At 66.5% G+C, this 21,136-nt stretch carries 19 protein-coding genes; 8 read left to right on the top strand and 11 right to left on the bottom strand.

From position 1 onward, the window contains the following. The first annotated feature begins 6 nt into the window (after nucleotides 1-6). The 3 genes from F3H32_RS02240 (at nucleotide 7) to cbbX (ending at nucleotide 2,866) form a co-directional block, all read left to right on the top strand. Nucleotides 7-1,461, top strand: coding sequence for a form I ribulose bisphosphate carboxylase large subunit (locus F3H32_RS02240; protein WP_374189385.1), 1,455 nt, complete (start codon nucleotides 7-9; stop codon nucleotides 1,459-1,461). Between the two features lie 12 nt (nucleotides 1,462-1,473). After that, the gene (locus F3H32_RS02235; RefSeq protein ID WP_115755126.1) at nucleotides 1,474-1,863 is read left to right on the top strand and encodes a ribulose bisphosphate carboxylase small subunit; all 390 of its coding nucleotides are present in this window, start codon (nucleotides 1,474-1,476) and stop codon (nucleotides 1,861-1,863) included. Between the two features lie 76 nt (nucleotides 1,864-1,939). Further along, a complete protein-coding gene (gene cbbX / locus F3H32_RS02230) occupies nucleotides 1,940-2,866 on the top strand; it encodes a CbbX protein (protein WP_181900556.1) in 927 nt (308 codons plus the stop codon). 55 nt (nucleotides 2,867-2,921) lie between these two features. Here cbbX and F3H32_RS02225 read toward each other — a convergent pair whose 3' ends face one another. The 6 genes from F3H32_RS02225 to F3H32_RS02200 are packed head-to-tail and all read right to left on the bottom strand — an operon-like array spanning nucleotide 2,922 to nucleotide 9,113. Next, entirely contained in the window at nucleotides 2,922-4,529 is a 1,608-nt protein-coding gene (locus F3H32_RS02225) for a GMC family oxidoreductase (protein WP_149764012.1), read from the bottom strand. A gap of 24 nt (nucleotides 4,530-4,553) precedes the next feature. Beyond that, a complete protein-coding gene (locus F3H32_RS02220) occupies nucleotides 4,554-5,552 on the bottom strand; it encodes a branched-chain amino acid ABC transporter permease (RefSeq protein WP_149764010.1) in 999 nt (332 codons plus the stop codon). 1 nt (nucleotide 5,553) lies between these two features. Then, entirely contained in the window at nucleotides 5,554-6,435 is an 882-nt protein-coding gene (locus F3H32_RS02215; RefSeq protein WP_115755129.1) for a branched-chain amino acid ABC transporter permease, read from the bottom strand. Between the two features lies 1 nt (nucleotide 6,436). After that, a complete protein-coding gene (locus F3H32_RS02210; protein ID WP_149764008.1) occupies nucleotides 6,437-7,141 on the bottom strand; it encodes an ABC transporter ATP-binding protein in 705 nt (234 codons plus the stop codon). Continuing rightward, nucleotides 7,138-7,914 (bottom strand): ABC transporter ATP-binding protein, encoded by a 777-nt coding sequence (locus F3H32_RS02205; RefSeq protein ID WP_188128564.1) that lies wholly within the window; start codon nucleotides 7,912-7,914, stop codon nucleotides 7,138-7,140. The genes F3H32_RS02210 and F3H32_RS02205 overlap by 4 nt, the downstream gene beginning before the upstream one ends. Continuing rightward, nucleotides 7,914-9,113 carry an ABC transporter substrate-binding protein gene (locus F3H32_RS02200; protein ID WP_149764006.1) on the bottom strand — a complete coding sequence of 400 codons (1,200 nt, stop codon included), beginning with the start codon at nucleotides 9,111-9,113 and terminating at the stop codon, nucleotides 7,914-7,916. Before F3H32_RS02200 ends, F3H32_RS02205 begins: the two co-directional genes overlap by 1 nt. Before the next feature lie 189 nt (nucleotides 9,114-9,302). Here F3H32_RS02200 and F3H32_RS02195 point away from each other — a divergent pair, with 189 nt between their 5' ends. Next, a complete protein-coding gene (locus F3H32_RS02195; RefSeq protein ID WP_149764004.1) occupies nucleotides 9,303-10,220 on the top strand; it encodes a LysR family transcriptional regulator in 918 nt (305 codons plus the stop codon). 6 nt (nucleotides 10,221-10,226) lie between these two features. On the opposite strand, the gene dnaE is transcribed toward F3H32_RS02195, so the two are convergent. After that, nucleotides 10,227-13,697 (bottom strand): DNA polymerase III subunit alpha, encoded by a 3,471-nt coding sequence (gene dnaE, locus F3H32_RS02190; RefSeq protein ID WP_149764002.1) that lies wholly within the window; start codon nucleotides 13,695-13,697, stop codon nucleotides 10,227-10,229. Nucleotides 13,698-13,790: 93 nt separating this feature from the next. On the opposite strand from dnaE, the gene F3H32_RS02185 reads away from it, so the two are divergent. The 4 genes from F3H32_RS02185 to F3H32_RS02170 are packed head-to-tail and all read left to right on the top strand — an operon-like array spanning nucleotide 13,791 to nucleotide 18,349. Then, nucleotides 13,791-15,305, top strand: a complete 1,515-nt coding sequence (locus F3H32_RS02185) for an ABC transporter ATP-binding protein (RefSeq protein WP_149764000.1) — start codon at nucleotides 13,791-13,793, stop codon at nucleotides 15,303-15,305. Further along, a complete protein-coding gene (locus tag F3H32_RS02180; RefSeq protein ID WP_149763998.1) occupies nucleotides 15,292-16,362 on the top strand; it encodes an ABC transporter permease in 1,071 nt (356 codons plus the stop codon). Before F3H32_RS02185 ends, F3H32_RS02180 begins: the two co-directional genes overlap by 14 nt. Beyond that, nucleotides 16,359-17,249 (top strand): ABC transporter permease, encoded by an 891-nt coding sequence (locus F3H32_RS02175; RefSeq protein WP_149763996.1) that lies wholly within the window; start codon nucleotides 16,359-16,361, stop codon nucleotides 17,247-17,249. The genes F3H32_RS02180 and F3H32_RS02175 overlap by 4 nt, the downstream gene beginning before the upstream one ends. Before the next feature lie 23 nt (nucleotides 17,250-17,272). Beyond that, entirely contained in the window at nucleotides 17,273-18,349 is a 1,077-nt protein-coding gene (locus F3H32_RS02170; RefSeq protein WP_149763994.1) for a BMP family ABC transporter substrate-binding protein, read from the top strand. A gap of 55 nt (nucleotides 18,350-18,404) precedes the next feature. Here F3H32_RS02170 and dps read toward each other — a convergent pair whose 3' ends face one another. The 4 genes from dps to fabD form a co-directional block, all read right to left on the bottom strand. Beyond that, the gene (gene dps, locus F3H32_RS02165; RefSeq protein WP_115755141.1) at nucleotides 18,405-18,878 is read right to left on the bottom strand and encodes a DNA starvation/stationary phase protection protein Dps; all 474 of its coding nucleotides are present in this window, start codon (nucleotides 18,876-18,878) and stop codon (nucleotides 18,405-18,407) included. 144 nt (nucleotides 18,879-19,022) lie between these two features. Then, the gene (locus tag F3H32_RS02160) at nucleotides 19,023-19,256 is read right to left on the bottom strand and encodes an acyl carrier protein (RefSeq protein WP_011748063.1); all 234 of its coding nucleotides are present in this window, start codon (nucleotides 19,254-19,256) and stop codon (nucleotides 19,023-19,025) included. A gap of 139 nt (nucleotides 19,257-19,395) precedes the next feature. Beyond that, the gene (fabG, locus tag F3H32_RS02155) at nucleotides 19,396-20,133 is read right to left on the bottom strand and encodes a 3-oxoacyl-ACP reductase FabG (RefSeq protein WP_149763992.1); all 738 of its coding nucleotides are present in this window, start codon (nucleotides 20,131-20,133) and stop codon (nucleotides 19,396-19,398) included. Between the two features lie 63 nt (nucleotides 20,134-20,196). After that, nucleotides 20,197-21,123, bottom strand: coding sequence for an ACP S-malonyltransferase (gene fabD / locus F3H32_RS02150; protein WP_149763990.1), 927 nt, complete (start codon nucleotides 21,121-21,123; stop codon nucleotides 20,197-20,199). Nucleotides 21,124-21,136: the final 13 nt, after the last annotated feature.

Genomic DNA, 21,136 nt, shown 5'->3' with positions numbered 1-21,136 from the left:
AACGAGATGACCAAGACCGAAATCACCGACGCCAAGAAACGCTACACGGCCGGGGTGCTGAAATACGCCCAGATGGGCTATTGGGATGGCGATTACCAGCCCAAGGACACCGATGTCCTGGCGCTGTTCCGCATCACCCCGCAAGAGGGCGTGGACCCGATCGAGGCGGCCGCGGCCGTGGCCGGCGAAAGCTCGACCGCGACCTGGACCGTGGTCTGGACCGACCGGCTGACCGCCTGCGACCAGTATCGCGCCAAAGCCTATAAGGTCGAGCCGGTGCCGGGCACGCCGGGGCAGTATTTCTGCTATGTCGCCTATGACCTGATCCTGTTCGAAGAAGGCTCGATCGCCAACGTCACCGCCTCGATCATCGGCAACGTCTTCAGCTTCAAGCCGCTGAAGGCCGCGCGCCTGGAAGACATGCGCTTCCCGGTCGCCTATATGAAGACCTTTGCCGGCCCGCCGACCGGCATCGTGGTCGAGCGCGAGCGCCTGGACAAGTTCGGCCGCCCCCTGCTGGGCGCCACCACCAAGCCCAAGCTGGGCCTGTCGGGCAAGAACTATGGCCGCGTGGTCTATGAAGGGCTGAAAGGCGGGCTCGACTTCATGAAGGACGACGAGAACATCAACTCGCAGCCCTTCATGCACTGGCGCGACCGCTTCCTTTACTGCATGGAGGCGGTGAACAAGGCGACCGCCGTCACCGGCGAGGTCAAGGGCCATTACCTCAACATCACCGCCGGCACGATGGAGGAAATGTATCGCCGCGCCGAACTGGCCAAGGAACTGGGCTCGGTGATCGTGATGGTCGACCTGATCGTCGGCTATACCGCGATCCAGTCGATCAGCAACTGGTGCCGGCAGAACGACATGATCCTGCACATGCACCGCGCCGGCCACGGCACCTATACAAGGCAAAAGAACCACGGCATCAGCTTCCGCGTGATCGCCAAGTGGCTGCGCATGGCCGGGGTCGACCACCTGCATACCGGCACCGCCGTCGGCAAGCTGGAAGGCGATCCGATGACCGTGCAGGGCTATTACAATGTCTGCCGCGAGACGGTGAACGAAGTCGACCTGCCGCGCGGCATCTTCTTCGAGCAGGACTGGGCCAACCTGAAAAAGGTGATGCCGGTCGCCTCGGGCGGCATCCATGCCGGGCAGATGCACCAGCTTCTGGACCTGTTCGGCGACGATGTGGTGCTGCAATTCGGCGGCGGCACCATCGGCCACCCGATGGGCATCCAGGCCGGCGCGACCGCGAACCGCGTGGCGCTGGAAGCCATGGTCCTGGCGCGCAACGAAGGCGTCGACATCGCGAACGAAGGCCCGGAAGTCCTGCGCAAGGCCGCCAAATGGTGCAAGCCGCTGGAAGCGGCGCTGGATGTCTGGGGCAACATCACCTTCAACTACACCTCGACCGACACCTCGGACTTCGTTCCGACCGCGTCCGTCAGCTAAGGGAGAGAACAGATGCGTATCACTCAGGGCTGCTTTTCCTTTCTGCCCGACCTGACCGACGAGCAGATCCGCGACCAGGTGGAATATATCCTGTCGCGCGACTGGGCGGTCGGGATCGAGTTCACCGACGAGCCGCATCCCCGCAACACCTATTGGGAGATGTGGGGCAACCCGATGTTCGACCTGAAGGACGCCAAGGGCGTGATGATGGAACTGGACGACTGCCGCAAGGCGCATGGGGAAAAATATATCCGCATCAACGCCTTTGACAGCACGCGGGGATGGGAGACGGTGATGATGTCCTTTATCGTCAACCGCCCGGAAAGCGAGCCGAGCTTCCGCACCTGGCGGATGGAGGCCGATGGGCGCCATATCCGCTATACCCACGAGATGGTCGGATAAGCCGGCTGTTGCTGCTGCCGGGGGGCTGTCTGCCCCCCGGACCCCCCGAGAGTATTTGCGAAACGGAGAAAGGCTGATGGACGGCGATATGGGCGAGACGCTGGCTACCGTGGACCTGAAGGCCGAGTATGAATCCTCGGGCGTGCGCGAGATCCTGGACGAGCTGGACCGCGAGCTGATCGGCCTGGCCCCAGTCAAGGAACGCATCCGCGAGACGGCGGCGCTGCTTTTGGTGGACCGGGCGCGGCGCGACCTGGGCCTGGCGTATGAGACGCCGACCCTGCACATGAGCTTTACCGGCAATCCCGGCACCGGCAAGACCACCGTGGCGCTGAAGATGGCCGGGCTGCTGCACCGGCTGGGCTATGTGCGCAAGGGCCACCTGGTCAGCGTGACCCGCGACGACCTGGTCGGGCAATATATCGGCCATACTGCGCCCAAGACCAAGGAAGTGCTGAAAAAGGCCATGGGCGGCGTGCTGTTCATCGACGAGGCCTATTACCTCTACAAGCCCGACAACGAGCGCGACTATGGCCAGGAGGCGATCGAGATCCTGTTGCAGGTGATGGAGAACAACCGCGACGACCTGGTGGTGATCATGGCCGGCTATGCCGACCGGATGGACCGTTTCTTCGCCGCCAATCCCGGCTTTCGTTCGCGCATCGCCCATCATATCGAATTTCCCGACTATACCGACGAGGAGCTGGGGCGGATCTCGGCCTCGATGCTGGAAAACCAGGGCTACGCCTTTGACGAGGCCGGCCGCGGGGCGATGGACGAATATGTCCGCCTGCGCCGCGAGCAGCCGCATTTCGCCAATGCGCGTTCGATCCGCAACGCGCTGGACCGGGCGCGGCTGCGCCAGGCGAACCGGCTGTTTTCCGGCGATGCGCCGGTCGATGCGCGGGCGCTGTCGACCATCACCGAACCCGATATCCGCGCCAGCCGGGTGTTTTCCGGCGGGCTGGACATCGACGGCAGCCGGCCGATGATCGAGGACTGAGGGTGCGCCCGGCAAGTAGCCGGGCGGCCCCGTCTTGGGCGGATGGCCGCCCAGGTCAGAAGGTGCGGTTTCGCGCATCCTCCAGCATCATCCGCGCCGCCTTTTCGGCGATCATCATCACCGGGGCGTTGGTGTTGCCGCTGGTGATCGTCGGCATGACCGAGGCATCGGCGATGCGCAGCCGGCCAAGCGCACGCATCCGTAGCCGGGGATCGACCACCGCGCCGTCATCGGCGCCCATGCGGCAGGTGCCGACCGGGTGGAAGATCGTGGTGCCCACCGCACCCGCCGCCGCCACCAGATCCTCGTCGCTTTGGAAGGCGATGCCGGGGATGTGCTCCTGGGGGTCGTAGCGGTTGAAGGCGGGCTGGGCGGCGATCTTGCGGGTCAGGCGGATGGCGCGCGCGGCCACCTCGCGGTCGGCCTGGGTCGAAAGGTAGTTCGGCCGGATCGCCGGATGGGCGCGGAAATCCGGCCCGGCGATATGGACCGAGCCGCGGCTTTCCGGCCGCAGGTTGCAGACCGAGGCGGTCATCGCCGGAAAAGGGTGCACCGGGTCGCCGAACTTGTCCAGGCTGACCGGCTGGACGTGGAATTCCAGGTCCGGCGTCGCCTTGTCGGGGCCCGAACGGGTGAAGATGCCAAGCTGGCTGGGCGCCATCGCCATCGGCCCCGAGCGCTTGAGCAGGTATTCCAGCCCGATGGCCGCCTTGCCCATCAGGTGCGATGCCTTTTCGTTCAGCGTCGGCACGCCGCGGACCTTGTAGACCAGCCGCAATTGCAGGTGGTCTTGCAGGTTCTCGCCCAGCGACGGCACCAGGGCCTGCGGCGCGATGCCGGCGGCTTGCAGGATATCGCCGCGGCCGATCCCGGAATGTTCAAGGATCTGCACCGAACCGATGGCGCCCGCGGCCAGCACCGTCTCGCGCGCCGCGCGGACCTCGTGCCGCTGGCCCTTGTGGTGGAAGATGACGCCCGTGACCTCGCCCGCCTCGATCACCAGCCGCTCGACCTCGGCCCCGGTCAGGATGCGCAGGTTCGGGCGGTGGCGCACCGGGTGCAGGAACGCCTTGGCCGCGCTCCAGCGCCAGCCGCGGCGCTGGGTCACGTCGAAATAGCCGCCGCCCTCGTTGTCGCCGCGGTTGAAGTCCTCGCTGCGGGGGATGCCGGCCTGTTCCGCCGCCTCCATGAAGGCGTCAAGGACAGCCCAGCGGACCCGCGCGGTTTCGACCCGCAATTCGCCGCCGGCGCCATGCATGGCGTCGCCGCCGCGGTAATGGTCCTCTTGCGCCTTGAACAGCGGCAGCACGTCGTCCCAGCCCCAGCCGGTGCAGCCCATCTGCCGCCAATGGTCGTAATCGGCCGCCTGCCCGCGCATGTAGATCATGCCGTTGATCGACGAACAGCCGCCCAGCACCCGGCCGCGCGGGTAAAGCAGCGCGCGCCCGTTCAGCCCCGGCTCGGCCTGGGTGCGGAAGCCCCAGTCGGTGCGCGGGTTGCCGATGCAATAAAGATAGCCGACCGGGATGTGGATCCAGTGGTAATTGTCGCGCCCCCCGGCTTCCAGCAGCAGCACGCGGGTGCCGGGATCGGCGCTAAGGCGGTTGGCCAGCACGCAGCCGGCGCTGCCGGCGCCGATGATGATATAGTCATAGCTTTCCATCGGATACTCCCCCGCCCCCTGCGATCACGATCCCGACCGCAAGCCCAGCTTGCGGCCCAGCTTCGAGGCGAAGAATTCGCCCACCAGGCCGCGGCGGAACAGCAGCACGCAGACCATGAAGACGACGCCGGTGATGATGGTGACGGGAAAATCCGAGGTGGCCAGGAAGTTTTGCAGGCTCACCACCAGGCCGGCGCCGACGATGGGGCCGAAAAGCGTGCCGATGCCGCCCAGCAGCGTCATCAGGATCACCTCGCCCGACATCTGCCAGGTCACGTCGGTCAGGGTGGCGAACTGGAAGATCAGCGCCTTGACGCCGCCGGCCAGCCCCGCCAGCGCCGCCGACATCACAAAGGCGCCCAGCTTGTAGCGCTGCACCGAATAACCCAGCGAGATGGCGCGGCTCTCGTTTTCCCGGATCGACTTCAGGATCATGCCGAAGGGCGAGTTTACGAAGCGCCGGATGATCAGCAGGCCCACCAGGAACACCGCCAGCACGAAGTAATACATGTTCATCGGCCGGTTCAGGTCGATCAGCCCGAACAGGTGGCCGCGCGGCACCGACTGGATGCCGTCCTCGCCATGGGTGAAGGGGGCTTGCAGGCAGAAGAAGAAGAACATCTGCGACAGCGCCAGGGTGATCATGGCGAAATAGATGCCCTGGCGGCGGATGGCGATGGCGCCCATCACCAGCCCCAGGGCCGCCGCGCCGGCAACGCCCAGGAGCAGGCCGAGTTCCGGCGGCCAGCCCCAGACCTTGACGGCATGGGCGGTGAAATAGGCCGCGCCGCCGAAAAAGGCCGCGTGGCCAAAGGACAAAAGCCCCGTATAGCCCAGCAGCAGGTTGAAGGCCGAGGCGAAGAGCGCGAAGGCCAGAAGCTTCATCAGGAAGATCGGGTAAAGGAACATCGGCGCGACCAGCAGCCCTGCCAGCGCGACACCGATCAGCACCAGCCGGACCTGTCCCGCGCGCGGATGGGCCGCGACATGGTCGGGGGCGGCGGTTTCGGATTTTCCGGCCATGTCAGGCATCCTTTCCGAAAAGGCCCGCGGGCCGCAGGATCAAGACGATCGCCATGATGACGAAGATCACGATATTGGACGCCTCGGGGTAGAAGACCTTGGTCAGCCCCTCGACCACGCCCAGCATGTAGCCGGTGACGATGGCCCCCAGGATCGAGCCCATGCCGCCCACGACCACCACCGCGAAGACGATGATGATCAGGTTCGAACCCATCAGCGGGCTGACCTGGTAGATCGGCGCCGCCAGCACCCCGGCAAAACCGGCCAGCCCCGCGCCAAGCGCATAGGTCAGCGTCAGCAGCAAGGGCACGTTGACGCCAAAGCTTTGCACCAGCGTCGGATTTTCCGTCGCCGCGCGCAGATAGGCGCCCAGCTTGGTCTTTTCGATCATGAACCAGACCCCGATACAGGCCGCCAGCGAGATGATCACGACCGCGCCGCGATACTTCGGCAGGAACATGAAGCCCAGATTCACGCCGCCCTGCACGGGCTGCGGATAAGGCATCCCCGAAGCACCATAAAGATATCGGAACGTTCCCTCGATCGCCAAGGCCAGGCCAAAGGTGAACAGCAGCCCGTAAAGGTGGTCCAGCTTGTAGAGCCGCGACAGCATCGTGCGTTCGATCACGGCGCCGACAAGCCCCACGATCAGCGGCGCCAGGACCAGCGCGAACCAAAAGCTGATCCCGCCATGGTTCAGCAAAAGCAGGGTGACAAAGGCGCCCAGCATGTATTGCGCGCCATGGGCGAAGTTGATCACGCGCAGCAGGCCGAAGATGATCGCAAGGCCCAGCGACAAAAGCGCATAGAAAGAGCCGTTGATCAGGCCAAGCAGCAACTGGCCCATCAGCGCCTGGACGGGAATGCCAAAGATCATGGTCATGTCACACCCCCAGTTCCCGATGCAGCATGTCCATGCGCGAGGTCAGTTCCGCGACCGGGAACTCTGCCGTCATGCGGCCATGGTCCATCAGATAGAAGCGGTCGGCGACCTTGGCGGCAAAGCGGAAGTTCTGTTCGACCAGCACCACGGTCATGCCGCGGGATTTCAGCTTTTGCAGCACCGCGCCGATGGCCTGGATGATGACCGGCGCCAGCCCCTCGGTCGGCTCGTCCAGAAGCAGGCAGCGCGCGCCGGTGCGCAGGATGCGCGCCATGGCCAGCATCTGCTGTTCGCCCCCGGATAGCTTGGTGCCAGGGCTGGTGCGGCGTTCGTGCAGGTTCGGAAACAGCGCATAGATTTCCTCGACCGACATGCCGCCCTCGGCGACTTTCGGCGGCAGCATCAGGTTCTCTTCGACCGAAAGGCTGGCGAAGATGCCGCGCTCTTCGGGGACGAAGCCCAGGCCGGCGCGGGCGGTGTGATGCAGCGGCACCGCCATCATGTCCCGGCCGGCAAATTCGATCCGGCCGGTCCGCTTGCGCAGGATGCCCATGATGCTGCGCAGCGTCGTGGTCTTGCCCATGCCGTTGCGGCCCAGGATGCAGATCATCTCACCTTCGGTGACGGTCAGGTCCACGCCGTGCAGAACATGGCTTTCGCCATACCAGGCTTGCAGGTTCTCGACCTTCAGCAGCGGCGCGCTCATGCGTCGGTTCCCATATAGGCGCTGCGCACGCGCGGATCGGCCGACACGGTGGCGTAATCGCCCCGCGCGATGATCTCGCCGCGTTGCAGCACGGTGACATGGTGGCAGATATTGGCGACAACGCTGAGGTTATGTTCGACCATCAGCACCGCCCGTTCTGTGGCGACGTCGCGGATGATGCCCGCGACCATCGCCACGTCCTCTTGCCCCATGCCGGCCATCGGTTCGTCCAGAAGCAGCACCTCGGGGTCCAGCGCCAGGGTGGTGGCGATCTCCAGCACGCGCTTGCGGCCATAGGACAGGTCGGCGGCGCGGTGGTCGTGGTAAGGGCCAAGGCCCAGCCGCCCGATCAGCTCATCGGCGCGCGAGTCCAGCCGGTCCAATGCCGAAAGCGGCAGCCAGAACTGCGTGGCAAGGCCGGCCGGGCGCTGCAAGGCGACCTTGACGTTCTCGCGCACGGTCAGATTCGGAAAGACCGCGGAAATCTGGAAGCTGCGCACCAGCCCCATCCGCGCCACCTTGTCGGGGCGGGTGCGGGTGATATCGGTGCCCAGCAGGGTGATCCGGCCCCGCGTCGGTTGCAGGAACTTGGTCAGCAGGTTGAAGACCGTGGTCTTGCCGGCGCCATTGGGCCCGATCAGCGCATGGATGCGCGCATGTTCCACGTCCAGGTCGACATCGTTGACGGCGGTGAAGCCGGCGAAATCCTTGCCGAGGCCGCGGGCGGACAGGACCACCCGCGGTTCGGCCTGCATGGCAGGCATCGGTGCCATCACTGGACCAGCGGACAGCCGCTTTCGGCCGGGGCCAGGAAGGCCTGGTCGCCCGGAATCGTCGCCAGGACGTTGTAATAGTCCCAGTCCTCGGTCACGTCGCCCGGCGCCTTGACCTCCATCAGGTAGACGTCCTTGATCAGCCGGCCATTCGCCCCGACCTTGCCGCCCTGGGCGAAGATGTCATCGACCGGCATCTCGTGCATCTTGGCGGCGACGGCCTCGGTCTCGTCGGTCCCTGCCTCCTGGATCGCCTTCAGGTATTGGGTGACGGCCGAATAGGTGCCGGCATGGACCATGTTCGGCATGACGCCGGTGCGTTCCATGAAGCGTTTGCCGAATTCGCGCGAGGCGTCGTCGCGGTTCCAGTAGAAGCTCTCGGTCAGCGTCAGCCCCTGCGCGGCCTCCAGCCCGATGCCATGCACCTCGGCCAGGGTGAAAAGCAGCGCGGCAAGGCGCTGGCCGCCGGCGGTGATGCCGAATTCGGCCGCCTGCTTGATGGCGTTCTGTGTGTCCATGCCGGCATTGGCCAGGCCGATGACCTTGGCCCCCGACGACTGCGCCTGAAGCAGGAACGAGGAATAATCCGTCGTCGCCAGCGGGTGGCGCACCGCACCCGCGACCGTGCCGCCCTGCGACTTGACGAAATTGCCGGTCTGTTCTTCCAGCGAATAGCCAAAGGCATAGTCGGCGGTCAGGAAGAACCAGCTATCGCCGCCTTCCTTCACCAGCGCGCCGCCGGTGCCGACGGCCAGCGCATGGGTATCATAGGCCCAGTGAAAGCCATAGGGGGTGCATTGCGCCCCGGTCAGTTCGGTCGTGGCGGCGCCGGTGTTGACGGTGATCTTCTTCTTTTCCTGGCTCAGCGCCTGCACCGCCAGGCCCACGGACGAGGTGGTCAGCTCCATGATCGCATCGACCTGTTCGGTGTCATACCATTGCCGGGCGATGTTCGAGGCGATGTCGGGCTTGTTCTGGTGATCGGCGGTCACGACCTCGACCGGCGCGTCCAGCACCTTGCCGCCGAAATCCTCGACCGCCATCTTCGCGGCCTCATAGGAATACTTGCCGCCGAAATCGGCGTAGACGCCCGACTGGTCGTTCAGAATGCCGATCCTGACCTTGCCGTCCGAAATCTCGGCCAGGGCAGGCGTGGCAATCAGGCCGACCGCAGCGGTCGACAGCAGAAACTTACGCATCATATCCTCCCAAAGGCGCATTCCTTCCACCGCCCGGCAAAGGCCGGAACGGGTGGGAATACTGTCCGTTACCCTCGAGGGGCGACTCCCTTCCGCACCCTCTGGAGGGGAACGATGCAGGCAATTTCACTTTGACACAAGTGTTCAGCGAGGTTTAATTTCTTACAGCAATTGTGCAAATTCGAACAGATGACCAATCCCAGTTGGGACGACCTGCAATTCTTTCTGGCGGTGGTGCGCGAAGGCCAGCTTTCCCGCGCGGCCCGGCATCTGGGCACCTCGCATGTCACCGTCTCGCGGCGCATCGACCGGCTGGAGCGGGCGCTGAACTGCCGCCTGTTCGAACGCAATCCCCGCGGCTATGAGCCGACCCCGGCCGGCCAGCGCCTGATCGAGGCCGCCGAGCGGATGGAAGAGGCAGCAGGACTGATCCCGCTGGACCAGGCCGCGGCGCCCGGTCAGGCGCGCCCCTTGCGGCTGGCCATGCCCGAGGGGTTCGGCAGCCTGTTTTCCACCCATCTGCTGGCGGATTTCACCCGCCGCTTCCCGCTGATCGCGCTGGAACTGGTCACGATGCCGCAGGTGCTTTCCCTGTCGCGGCGCGAAGCCGACATCTCGATCACGCTGGACCCGGTGACAAGCGGCCCCTATCGCTCGGAGCGGCTGGCGGATTACACGCTGCATCTTTATGCCACCCGGCCGCTGCTGCGCAGCTTGCCGGCCATTGCCGGCCCCCAGGACCTGCCCCATCTGCGCTTCATCGGCTATATTGAGGAGATGATCTTCGCCCCCGGCCTGGACTATCTGGGCGAGATCCATCCGGCCATCCGGGCCAGCGTCAAAAGCTCCAGCATCTTCAACCAGCTTGCAGCAGTGCGCAGCGGGCTGGGGATCGGCGTCCTGCCGTGGTATATCGCCGCGAAATATCCCGAATTGCAGATCGTGCTGCCCGAACGGGTGCGCCTGACCCGCAGCTATTGGCTGACCTGCCACCGCGACCTGCGCATGATGCAATGGGTGCGCGCGGTGGTGGGCTTCCTGTCCGACAGCCTAGCGGAACGCGGCCATGAACTGTTGCGGCCGATGGGCCATGCCGGGCCGGGATAAGCGGCGCTATTCCTCCAGCACCTCCAGCACGCCGGGAATCACGCGCAGGGCCTGGCGGGCGGGCGTGGTCAGCGGCGCATCCCCGGCGATTTCGATATCGACCAGGTCCGCGCCATCCTTCAGCCGCAGCGCGATGGGGCCGCGGGCGCGGGCGGGAACATTCACCTCGGCCTGGATGCGCGACAGCGCCTCGGCCACGGCGGGCACCGCGTCCAGGCCGGCGATCTCGACCGCCAGGCGGCTGGCGCCGGCATCGGCCACCGCTTGATCCAGCGGCATGACCGCGCGCGCCAACAGCTTGACCTGGTCGCCCGAGGGTTCCACCTGCACCTGCAAGACCACGTTCTCGCCCGGCTCCAGGTGCTGGCGATGCGCGTCCAAGGTGTCGGAAAACACCGTGACCTCGTAAAGCCCGGTCGGGTCGGACAGGCCGACAAAGGCAAAGCGCGTGCCGCGGGCGGATTTCTTTTCCTGCCGATGCGCCACGGTGCCAGCCAATTGCGCCACCAGCGCGCCGTCCTGGGCGGCCTGCGTCACCTCGGCCAGGGTCTGCACCCCCTTGCGGCGCAGCGCCGGCTGGTAATCGTCCAGCGGATGCCCGGACAGGTAAAAGCCCACCGCGGCATGTTCCTCGGCCAGTTTCTCGGCCGGCATCCAGACGGGTGCTGCGACCGGGCGCGGCGGCGGCAGATCCTCGCCCCCGCCGAAAAGCGAAGACTGGCTGGAGGCCGCTGCCTCCTGCACCGCCGCCGACCAGGCCACCAGCCCGTCCAGCGATTTCAGCACGCGGGCGCGGTTCGGTTCCAGCGCGTCAAAGGCCCCGGCGCGGGCCAGCATTTCCAGCGGCCGCTTGCCGACGCGGCGCATGTCCACCCGGCGGGCAAAGTCGTGCAGGTCGGCAAAGGGCCGGTCGCCGCGGGCCTGCACGATCAGGTTCATCGCCTCGACCCCCACGCCTTTCAGCGCGCCAAGCGCATAAAGGATCCGGCCGTCCCTGACGCTGAACGCGGCCTCGGCGCGGTTGACGCAAGGCGGCACCGTCTCGATCCCCATGCGGTCGGCCTCGCGCTTGTAGACGGCCAGCTTGTCGGTCAGGTGTATATCGCAGTTCATCACCGCGGCCATGAACTCGACCGGGTGGTTCGCCTTCAGCCAGGCGGTCTGGTAGCTGACCACGGCATAGGCGGCGGCATGGGATTTGTTGAAGCCGTAATTGGCGAATTTCTCAAGAAGATCAAATACCTCTCCGGCCTTCTTCTTGTCGATTCCCTGCGCCGCGCAGCCATCGACGAACTTGGGCCGCTCCTTGGCCATTTCCTCGGCGATCTTCTTACCCATGGCGCGGCGCAAAAGGTCGGCGCCGCCCAGCGAATAGCCGGCCATGACCTGGGCGATCTGCATCACCTGTTCCTGGTAGACGATGATGCCCTGGGTCTCGGCCAGGATATGGTCGATGGTGGGATGAATGGATTCAAGGGGTTTGAGGCCGTTCTTCACCTGGCAATAGGTCGGGATGTTCTCCATCGGGCCGGGGCGATACAGCGCGACCAGCGCCACGATATCCTCGATGCAGGTCGGCCGCATGCGCCGCAGCGCGTCCATCATCCCCGAGCTTTCGACCTGGAACACCGCCACGGTGCGGGCGCTGGCGAACAGCTCGTAGCTGGGCTTGTCGTCCAGCGGGATGGCGTTGATCTGGTTCTCGGCCCCTTTCGCCGGCTCGTAAAGCATCCGCCCATCGGCCGCGACATGCAGCGGCCGGCCGCCCGCGTTGATCAGGTCCACGGCGTTCTGGATCACCGTCAGGGTTTTCAGGCCCAGGAAGTCGAACTTGACCAGCCCCGCCTGTTCCACCCATTTCATGTTGAACTGCGTGGCCGGCATGTCGGATGCCGGGTCGCGGTAAAGCGGCACCAGCCGGTGCAGCGGCCGGTCGCCGATCACCACGCCGGCGGCATGGGTCGAGGCGTTGCGCAAAAGCCCCTCGATCTTGGCGGCATAGTCCAGCAGGCGGGCCACCACCTCTTCGCGCGCGGCCTCGCGCAGGCGCGGCTCGTCGGCCAGCGCCTTGGTGACGCTGACCGGCTTGACGCCTTCGACCGGGATCATCTTGGAAAGCCGGTCGACCTGGCCAAAGGGCAGTTGCAGCACCCTTCCCACGTCGCGCACCGCCGCCTTGGACAAGAGCGCGCCGAAGGTGATGATCTGGCCGACCTTGTCGCGGCCGTATTTCTCTTGCACGTATTGGATCACCTCCTCGCGGCGATCCATGCAGAAGTCGATGTCGAAGTCGGGCATCGACACCCGTTCCGGGTTCAGAAACCTCTCAAAGAGCAGGCTGTAACGGATTGGATCCAGGTCGGTAATCGTCAGAGCATAGGCGACCAGAGACCCCGCGCCCGAGCCGCGGCCGGGCCCCACCGGGATGCCGTGTTCCTTGGCCCATTTGATGAAATCGGCGACGATCAGGAAATAGCCGGGAAAGCCCATCTGCTCGATGATGCCCAGCTCGAAGCGCAGCCGTTCCTCGTATTCCGCGACCGGGGCGGCATGCGGGATCACCGCCAACCGGGCGCGCAGGCCGTCCCAGGCCTGGCGCCGCAACTCCTCGACCTCGTCATCGGCAAAGCGCGGCAGGATCGGCTTGTGCTTTTTCACCGCAAAGGCGCAGCGGCGGGCGATCTCGACGGTGTTCTGGATCGCCTCGGGCAGGTCGGCGAACAGGGTCGCCATCTCGGCCTGCGATTTGAAGTAATGCTGCGGCGTCAGCCGACGCCGCGGCGCGCTTTGGTCGACATAGGCGCGCTCGGAAATGCAGATCAGCGCGTCATGGGCGTCGAACAGATCGGGCTTGGGGAAATAGACGTCATTGGTCGCGACCAGCGGCAGGTCCAGCGCATAGGCGATGTCGATCATGCCGCCTTCGGAACCCGTCTCCTCGGGGACGGGCTGGCCCTCGGCATCGTGATGGCGCTGCAATTCGACGTAAAGCCGGGTCGGAAAGGCCGCGGCAAGCCGTTCGGCCAGCGCCCGCGCCTCGGGCAGCCGGCCTTGCAGCACCAATTGGCCCAGGGGACCGCCGGCGCCGCCGGTCAGGCAAATCAACCCCTCGGCATGGGTTTCCAGTTCCTCGGCCGTCACATGCGGCAAGGCGTGGTCGTCGCGCAGGTAAAGGCAGGTCGAAAGCGCCATCAGGTTCAGCCAGCCCGCCTGGTTCTGCGCCAGCAGCACCACCGGCCCCGTCGCCTCGGCCGCCAGCGTGACCTGGCAGCCGATGATCGGCTGGACCCCCGCATCCTGCGCCTTGACCGAAAATTCCAGCGCCGCGAACAAGGCGTTGCTGTCGGTCAGCGCCACGGCGGGCATGGCGTTTTGCGCCGCAAGCTCGGCAAGCTTCTTGACCGGCACCGCGCCTTCCAGCAGCGAGTGTTCGGAATGGGTGCGCAGGTGGATGAATCGGGGGGCGTTTTCGGGCATGGCGCCAATCTAGGGTCGACCTGCCCAACTGTGCAATTGCCCCTCGGCGGAAAACCGCTAATCTGGCGCAAAAGCAGCGGAGCGCGCGTGACAGTGAGCAATGTTTTCCGGGCCGAGGGCCTGGGCAAGACCTATCCCGGCGTGCGCGCCAATGACGACATCTCTTTCGCGGTCGAGGCCGGCGAAATCCACGCGCTGCTGGGCGAGAACGGCGCCGGAAAATCCACGCTGGTCAAGACGATCTACGGGCTTGTGCGCCCGGACGAAGGGCGGATGACGTTGCTGGGCGCGCCCTATGCGCCGCAGGACCCCCGCGCGGCCCGTGCCGCGGGCGTCGCCATGGTGTTTCAGCATTTCAGCCTGTTCGACGCGATGACGGTTGCCGAAAACATCGCGCTGGGGATGGAAAACCCGCCGCCCCGCGCGGAACTGTCGCGCCGCATCGCGGAACTGTCGCGGGATTACGGGCTGCCGCTGAACCCCGCCCGGCGCATCGCCAGCCTGTCGGCGGGCGAGCGGCAGCGGGTCGAGATCCTGCGCTGCCTGCTGCAACACCCGCGGCTGCTGATCATGGACGAGCCGACCTCGGTCCTGACTCCGCAAGAGGCCGAGATCCTGTTCGCCACCCTGCGGCAACTGGCCGGCTCCGGCACCGCGATCCTGTATATCAGCCACAAGCTTGAGGAAATCCGCAGCCATTGCGACCGCGCCACCATCCTGCGCCAGGGCAAGCTGGTGGGCACGGTCGATCCGCGCGCCCATTCCGCCCGCGAACTGGCGGCGATGATGGTGGGGGCGGAAATGCGGCTGGTGGACCGTTCCGGCCGCAAGCCCGGCGCGACCGTGCTGAAGGTGCGCGGCCTTTCGACCCCGGCCGGCGAGGGCATGGCGCTGAAGGACGTCGCGCTGACCCTGCGCTCGGGCGAGATCCTGGGCATCGGCGGCGTCGCCGGCAACGGGCAGGAAGAACTGCTTGCGGCCCTGTCGGGCGAGACGCCCACCGCGCCGGGCACCATTGCGCTGGAGGGGCGCGACCTGTCGCGCGCCGGCCCCGAGACGCGCCGCCGCGCCGGGTTGCTGGCCGCGCCCGAGGATCGGCTGGGCCATGCCGCCGTGCCCGAGTTCAGCCTGGCCGAGAATACGCTGCTGACCGCCGGCGCCCGGCAGGGCCTGATCCGCCGCGGGCTGATCGACCGCAAGGCCGCCTCGGGTTTCGCGCAAGAGATCATCCGCGCCTTTGACGTGCGCACCCCCGGCCCGGATACGGCGGCGGGCGCGCTGTCGGGCGGCAATTTGCAGAAATTCGTCATCGGTCGCGAGGTGCTGGGCCGGCCGCTTGTGCTGGTGGTCAACCAGCCGACCTGGGGCGTCGATGCCGGCGCCGCCGCCGCCATCCGCCAGGCGCTGCTGGACCTGGCGGCGCAGGGCGCGGGGCTGATCGTCATCAGCCAGGACCTGGACGAATTGCTGGAGCTTTCGGACCGTTTCTGCGCCCTGAACCAGGGCCGGCTGTCCGCGCCCCGCCCGACCGAGGGGCTGACGGTCGAAGAAATCGGCCTGATGCTGGGCGGCGCCCATGGCATGGAGGTGGCGCATGTTCCGGCTTGAACCCCGCGCCAGCGCCCCCCTGGCCTGGCAGGTCGCGACCCCCATCCTGGCGGTGCTGGCCACGATGATCGTGGGCGGCGGGCTGTTCGCCGCCATGGGTTTTGACCCACTGGCCGCGATCCGCACCATCTTCTGGGATCCGCTGTTCGGCCCCGCCTCGGGCTATTCGCGGCCGCAGCTTCTGGTCAAGGCCGGGCCGCTGATCCTGATCGCCTGCGGCCTGGCGCTGGGGTTCCGCGCCGGGATCTGGAACATCGGCGCCGAGGGGCAATATATCATCGGCGCCATCTGCGGCGCGGCGGTGGCGCTGGCCGCCTATCCGCTGGACGCCTTCTGGATCTTTCCGGCGATGATCCTGGCCGGCGCGGCGGGCGGCTGGGCCTGGGGCATGGTCCCGGCGGTGCTGCGCAACTGGTTCGGCGCCTCCGAGATCCTGGTCTCGCTGATGCTGGTCTATGTCGCGCAGCGCATCGCGGCCTGGATGGCCTTTGGCCCGATGAAGAACCCCGAAGGCTTCAACTTCCCCGGCTCGCGCAACCTGCAACAATATGACGCCGCCGCGAATCCCGAACTGATCGCCAATTCCGGCCTGCATTGGGGCGGCGTCGCGGCGGTTCTGGCGCTTGCGGCGACCTGGTTCGTCATGTCGCGGCACGTGCTCGGCTTTCACATCCGCACCGCCGGTGCCGCGCCGCGCGCCGCCCGCTTTGCCGGCGTGCGACCCGAGCGGCTGGTGGCGCTGTGCCTGGGCGTCTCGGGCGCGCTGGCGGGCCTTGCCGGGCTGTTCGAGGTCGCGGGCCCGGCCGGCCAGATCACCGAAAGCTTCGGCTCGGGCTATGGCTTCACCGCGATCATCGTGGCCTTCCTGGGCCGGCTGCACCCCCTGGGCATCCTGCTGGCGGGACTGCTGATGGCGCTGACCTATATCGGCGGCGAGCTGGCGCAGATGATGCTGAACCTGCCCGCGGCGACGGTGCAGGTCTTTCAGGGGATGCTGCTGTTTTTCCTGCTGGGTTTCGACATCCTGACCCGCTACCGCATCCGGAGGCGCGCATGATGATCGACCCGCTTTCCGTTTTCATCCTGCTGCTGGGCGCGGCGACGCCGATCCTGTTCGCCGCGCTTGGCGAATTGGTCGCCGAACGCGCGGGTGTGCTGAACCTGGGGGTCGAAGGCATGATGATCACCGGCGCGCTGGCCGGTTTCGCCGCAGCCCATGCCAGCGGCAGCCCGGCCCTGGGCTTTCTGGCCGCGGCCATCGCCGGGGCGGCCCTGTCGATGACATTCGCGGCGCTGACGCAATTCTTGCTGTCGAACCAGGTGGCGACGGGGCTGGCGCTGACGCTGTTCGGCCTGGGCCTGACCGCGATGTTCGGCAAGCCCTATGAGGGGATGAAGGCCCCGGCGATGATGCCCGGCCCGCTGGGCCTGAACTGGATGATCTGGCTGGGCATCGCGCTGGTGCCGCTGCTGTGGTGGTTCCTGGCCCGCACCCGGCCCGGCCTGATCCTGCGCGCGGTGGGCGAAAACCACGACGCAGCCCACGGGCTGGGCTATCCGGTGCGGCGGGTCCGCATCCTTGCCATCGGCTTTGGCGGCGCGCTGGCGGGCATGGGCGGCGCCTATATCTCGATCGCCACCGTGCTGCAATGGACCGAGGGCATGACCGCCGGCGCCGGCTGGATCGCGCTGGCCATCGTGGTCTTCGCGCAATGGAACCCCTGGGGCGTGCTTGCCGGGGCTTGGCTCTTCGGCGGCGTCACCGTGCTGCAACTGCGCCTGCAAGCGGCTGGGGTCGCGGTGCCGGTGCAGCTGCTTTCCATGGCGCCCTATCTGGCGACCATCATCGTGCTGGTGCTGATCTCGGCCCGGCAGAAATTCGGCCGCTCGGGCGGGGCCGCCGCCCCGGCCAGCCTGGGCCGGCCCTTCCACGCATTGAAATAGGCACAACCTGCAAGGAGCATGACATGAAACGCAGAACCCTTCTTGGCAGCGCCGCGGCGCTGGTGGCCAGCACGGCCCTGCCCGCCTGGGCGCAAGAGGAAAAGCTGAAGGTGGGCTTCATCTATGTCGGCCCGGTGGGCGACGGCGGCTGGACCTATCAGCACGACCTGGCCCGGCAGGCGGTCGAACGCGAATATGGCGACCGGGTCGAGACCAGCTATATCGAATCCGTGCCCGAGGGCGCGGATGCCGAACGCGCCATCACGCAGCTGGCACTGTCTGGCCACAAGCTGATCTTTACCACCAGCTTCGGCTTCATGGATGCCACCGTCAACGTGGCCAAGAAATTCCCCGACGTGAAGTTCGAACACGCCACCGGCTACAAGACCGCCGAGAACGTCGCCACCTATGACGCCCGCTTCTACGAAGGCCGCGCCGTGCTGGGCACCATCGCCGGCCGCATGACCAAGACGAACAAGATCGGCTATATCGGCTCGTTCCCGATCCCCGAGGTCGTCCAGGGCATCAACTCGGCCTATATCCACGCCAAGAAGGTGAACCCGGATGTCGAGATGAAGGTGGTCTGGGCCTATACCTGGTTCGACCCCGCGAAAGAGGCCGATGCGGCCGCCGCGCTGATTGCCGAAGGGGTGGATGTATTCATGCAGCACACCGACTCGACCGCGCCGCTGGCCAAGGCGCAAGAGGCCGGCGCCTTCGGTTTCGGCCAGGCTTCGGACATGTCGAATTTCGCGCCGCAGCCGCGCATCGCCTCGATCATCGACAATTGGGAACCCTATTACATCAAGCGCGTCGGCGAGGTGCTGGACGGCACCTGGAAATCGCATGGCGTCTGGCTGGGCATCGGCGATGGCGAGGTGGTGATCGGCGAAATCACCGACGCGGTCCCCGCCGAGATCAAGGCCGAGGCCGAGGCGCTAAAGGACAAGATCGCCACGGGCGAACACCACCCCTTCACCGGGCCGCTGAAAAAGCAGGACGGCAGCGACTGGCTGGCCGAAGGCCAGGTGGCCAGCGACCAGGAACTGTCCTCGATGAACTTCTATGTAGAGGGGATCACCGCGCCGATGCCGAAATAAGCGCGGCGCAAGCGGCAAGCCGGGGCCTCGGCCCCGGTTCACCCTGCACGAAAGCCTATTCCAGGTGACTTTCCAGGAACCACAGGTCCTTGTCCGCCGTGCGCGAGGCGGCGGTGAACAGGTCGGCGGTGTCGGCATCGCCCGCCTGGTCAGTCGCATCAATGGCGGCGCGCAGCTTTTCGCCATAATCGCGCATCCGTTCGCAGACGGCGGCGATATGATCCTCGGCCTTGGTCAGGTCGGTGGGATATTCCTTCAGCGTGCTGGCCTTGGCCACCTTCTCGACCGTGCCGACGGCGACGCCGTCCAGCACCTGCACGCGCTCGGCCATGAAGTCCACATGCTCGTCCAGCCGCGCCTTTACCGTGTCGAAAAGCTCGTGCACGGCGATGAAGTTGCGGCCCTTGACGTTCCAATGCGCCTGCTTGATCGCCGCCGACAGCGCCACCGCATCGGCAAGGCGGGCGTTCAGTTCCGCAATCGCGGTCTTGCGGGCATTGTCGCTTAGCCCTTTGACATTCACGGCCATGGAAATCTCCTTCGTCAGGTTCGCCCTTGAAACGAAGGCCGCGGCGGGGTGGTTCCCCAGACGTCGGGTTGCGATGGCCAAGGCCATGAAAAAGGGCGGCGCCTTCGCTGGAAGGCACCGCCCCGGAAAACCGTTCGGGACCGGTCAGACTGCGCCCTGGATGAACTTCACCGCATCGCCAAAGGTCTGGATCGTCTCGGCGGCGTCGTCCGGGATCTCGATGCCGAACTCTTCCTCGAACGCCATGACCAGTTCCACGGTATCCAGCGAATCGGCGCCGAGATCGTCGATGAACGAGGCGGTCTCCGTCACCTTCTCTTCATCGACACCCAGGTGCTCGACGACAATTTTCTTCACGCGATCAGCGATATCGCTCATGTCTCTTCCTCGTTTTCGCGGGCAATCCGCCCAAGTGTTCCAGCGATTGCCGGTCCAAGCCCAGGGCGGTTTCCCCTGCGGCCTTGTTTGCGGGATATAGCACGGGAACGTGATCTTGCAACCCGCATTAACCACACGATCAGATCATCGCCATGCCGCCGTTCACATGCAGCGTGGCGCCGGTGACATAGCCGGCGGCGGGGCTTGCCAGATACAGCACCGCCGCGGCGATTTCCTGCGCCGAACCCATGCGGCCGGCGGGAATCTGCGCCAGGATACGCCCCTTTTGCTCGTCGTTCAGCTTGCCCGTCATCGCGGTTTCGATGAAGCCGGGCGCCACGCAATTCACCGTGATCCCGCGCGAAGCGACCTCATAGGCCAGGCTTTTCGACATGCCGACCAGCCCCGCCTTGGCGGCGGCGTAATTGCCCTGGCCCGGATTGCCGGTCGCGCCGACGATGGAACCGATATTCACGATCCGGCCCCAGCGCGCCTTCATCATTCCGCGCAGAACGCCGCGGCACAGCCGGAAACTGGAGGTCAGGTTGACCTCCAGCACCTGCGCCCATTCCTCGTCGGACATGCGCATGAACAGGTTGTCGCGGGTGATCCCGGCATTGTTGACCAGGATGTCGACCGAACCCATGGCCTCGGCCGCAGCCTTGGGCAGCGCCTCGACCGCGGCCGCATCGCCCAGGTCGGCGGTCACGACATGCGCCCGCTCGCCCAGCTTTTCCGCCAGCTCGCGCAGCGGCGCCTCGCGCGTGCCCGACAGCGCCACGGTGGCGCCGGCTTCATGCAGCGCCTCGGCCACGGCGCCGCCGATGCCGCCCGACGCCCCGGTCACCAGCGCATTCCTGCCCGTCAGATCAAACATCACGCTCTTTCTCCGTTTTCCAAATACTCCGGGGGAATCCCGCAGGGATGGGGGCAGAGCCCCCTATGCCCTCAGCGCCGCGATATCGGCGGGCGCGCCCACATTCTTCACCACCGCATCCCTGGCGATGCGCTTGATCATCCCCGACAGCGCCTTGCCGGCGCCGATCTCCCAGAACTCGGTCACGCCGGCGCCGGCCAGGAACTCGACCGACTCGCGCCAGCGCACCGCGCCCGTCACCTGCTCGACCAAGAGCCGGCGGATGGCGCCCGGCTCGCTGACCGGCTCGGCGCGGACATTGGCCACCAGCGGCACGGCCGGCGCGGCGATCTCGACCGCCGCCAGCGCCTCGGCCATCACTGCCGCCGCCGGCTGCATCAGCGCCGAATGGAACGGCGCCGAGACCGGCAGCATCAGCGCCCGCTTGGCGCCGCGCTCCTTGGCCAGCACAGCCGCGCGCTCGACCGCCGCCTTGTGGCCCGAGATCACCACCTGGCCGGGATCGTTGTCATTGGCGGCCTGGCAGACCTCGCCCTCGGCCGCGTCGCGGGCGATCTGGTCCACCGCGGCGAAATCCAGCCCCAGCACCGCCGCCATGGCGCCCTGCCCGACCGGCACCGCCTCTTGCATGGCCTGGCCGCGCAGGCGCAACAGCCGCGCGGTGTCGGCCAGGCTCAGCGCGCCGGCCGCGCAAAGCGCCGAATATTCGCCCAGCGAATGGCCGGCGACGAAATCCGCGTCCCCGATGCCGAACCCCTCGGCCTCCAGCGCCCGGAAGGCCGCGACCGAGGTCGCCATCAGCGCCGGCTGCGCATTCTGGGTCAGGGTCAGCGTCTCGATATCGCCGTTCCAGACCAGGTCGGACAGGTTCTCTCCCAGCGCCTCGTCCACCTCGGCAAAGACCGCGCGGGCGGCCGGATAGGCTTCGGCCAGTTCGCGCCCCATGCCGACGACCTGGGCGCCCTGCCCCGGAAATACGAATGCCCGCATCGCGGAATCCCTT

The organism is Paracoccus thiocyanatus, assembly GCF_900156255.1.
Lineage (GTDB): Bacteria > Pseudomonadota > Alphaproteobacteria > Rhodobacterales > Rhodobacteraceae > Paracoccus > Paracoccus thiocyanatus.
Note: the sequence above shows the minus strand (reverse complement) of the source record. Positions and strands in the feature narration are given on the sequence as shown.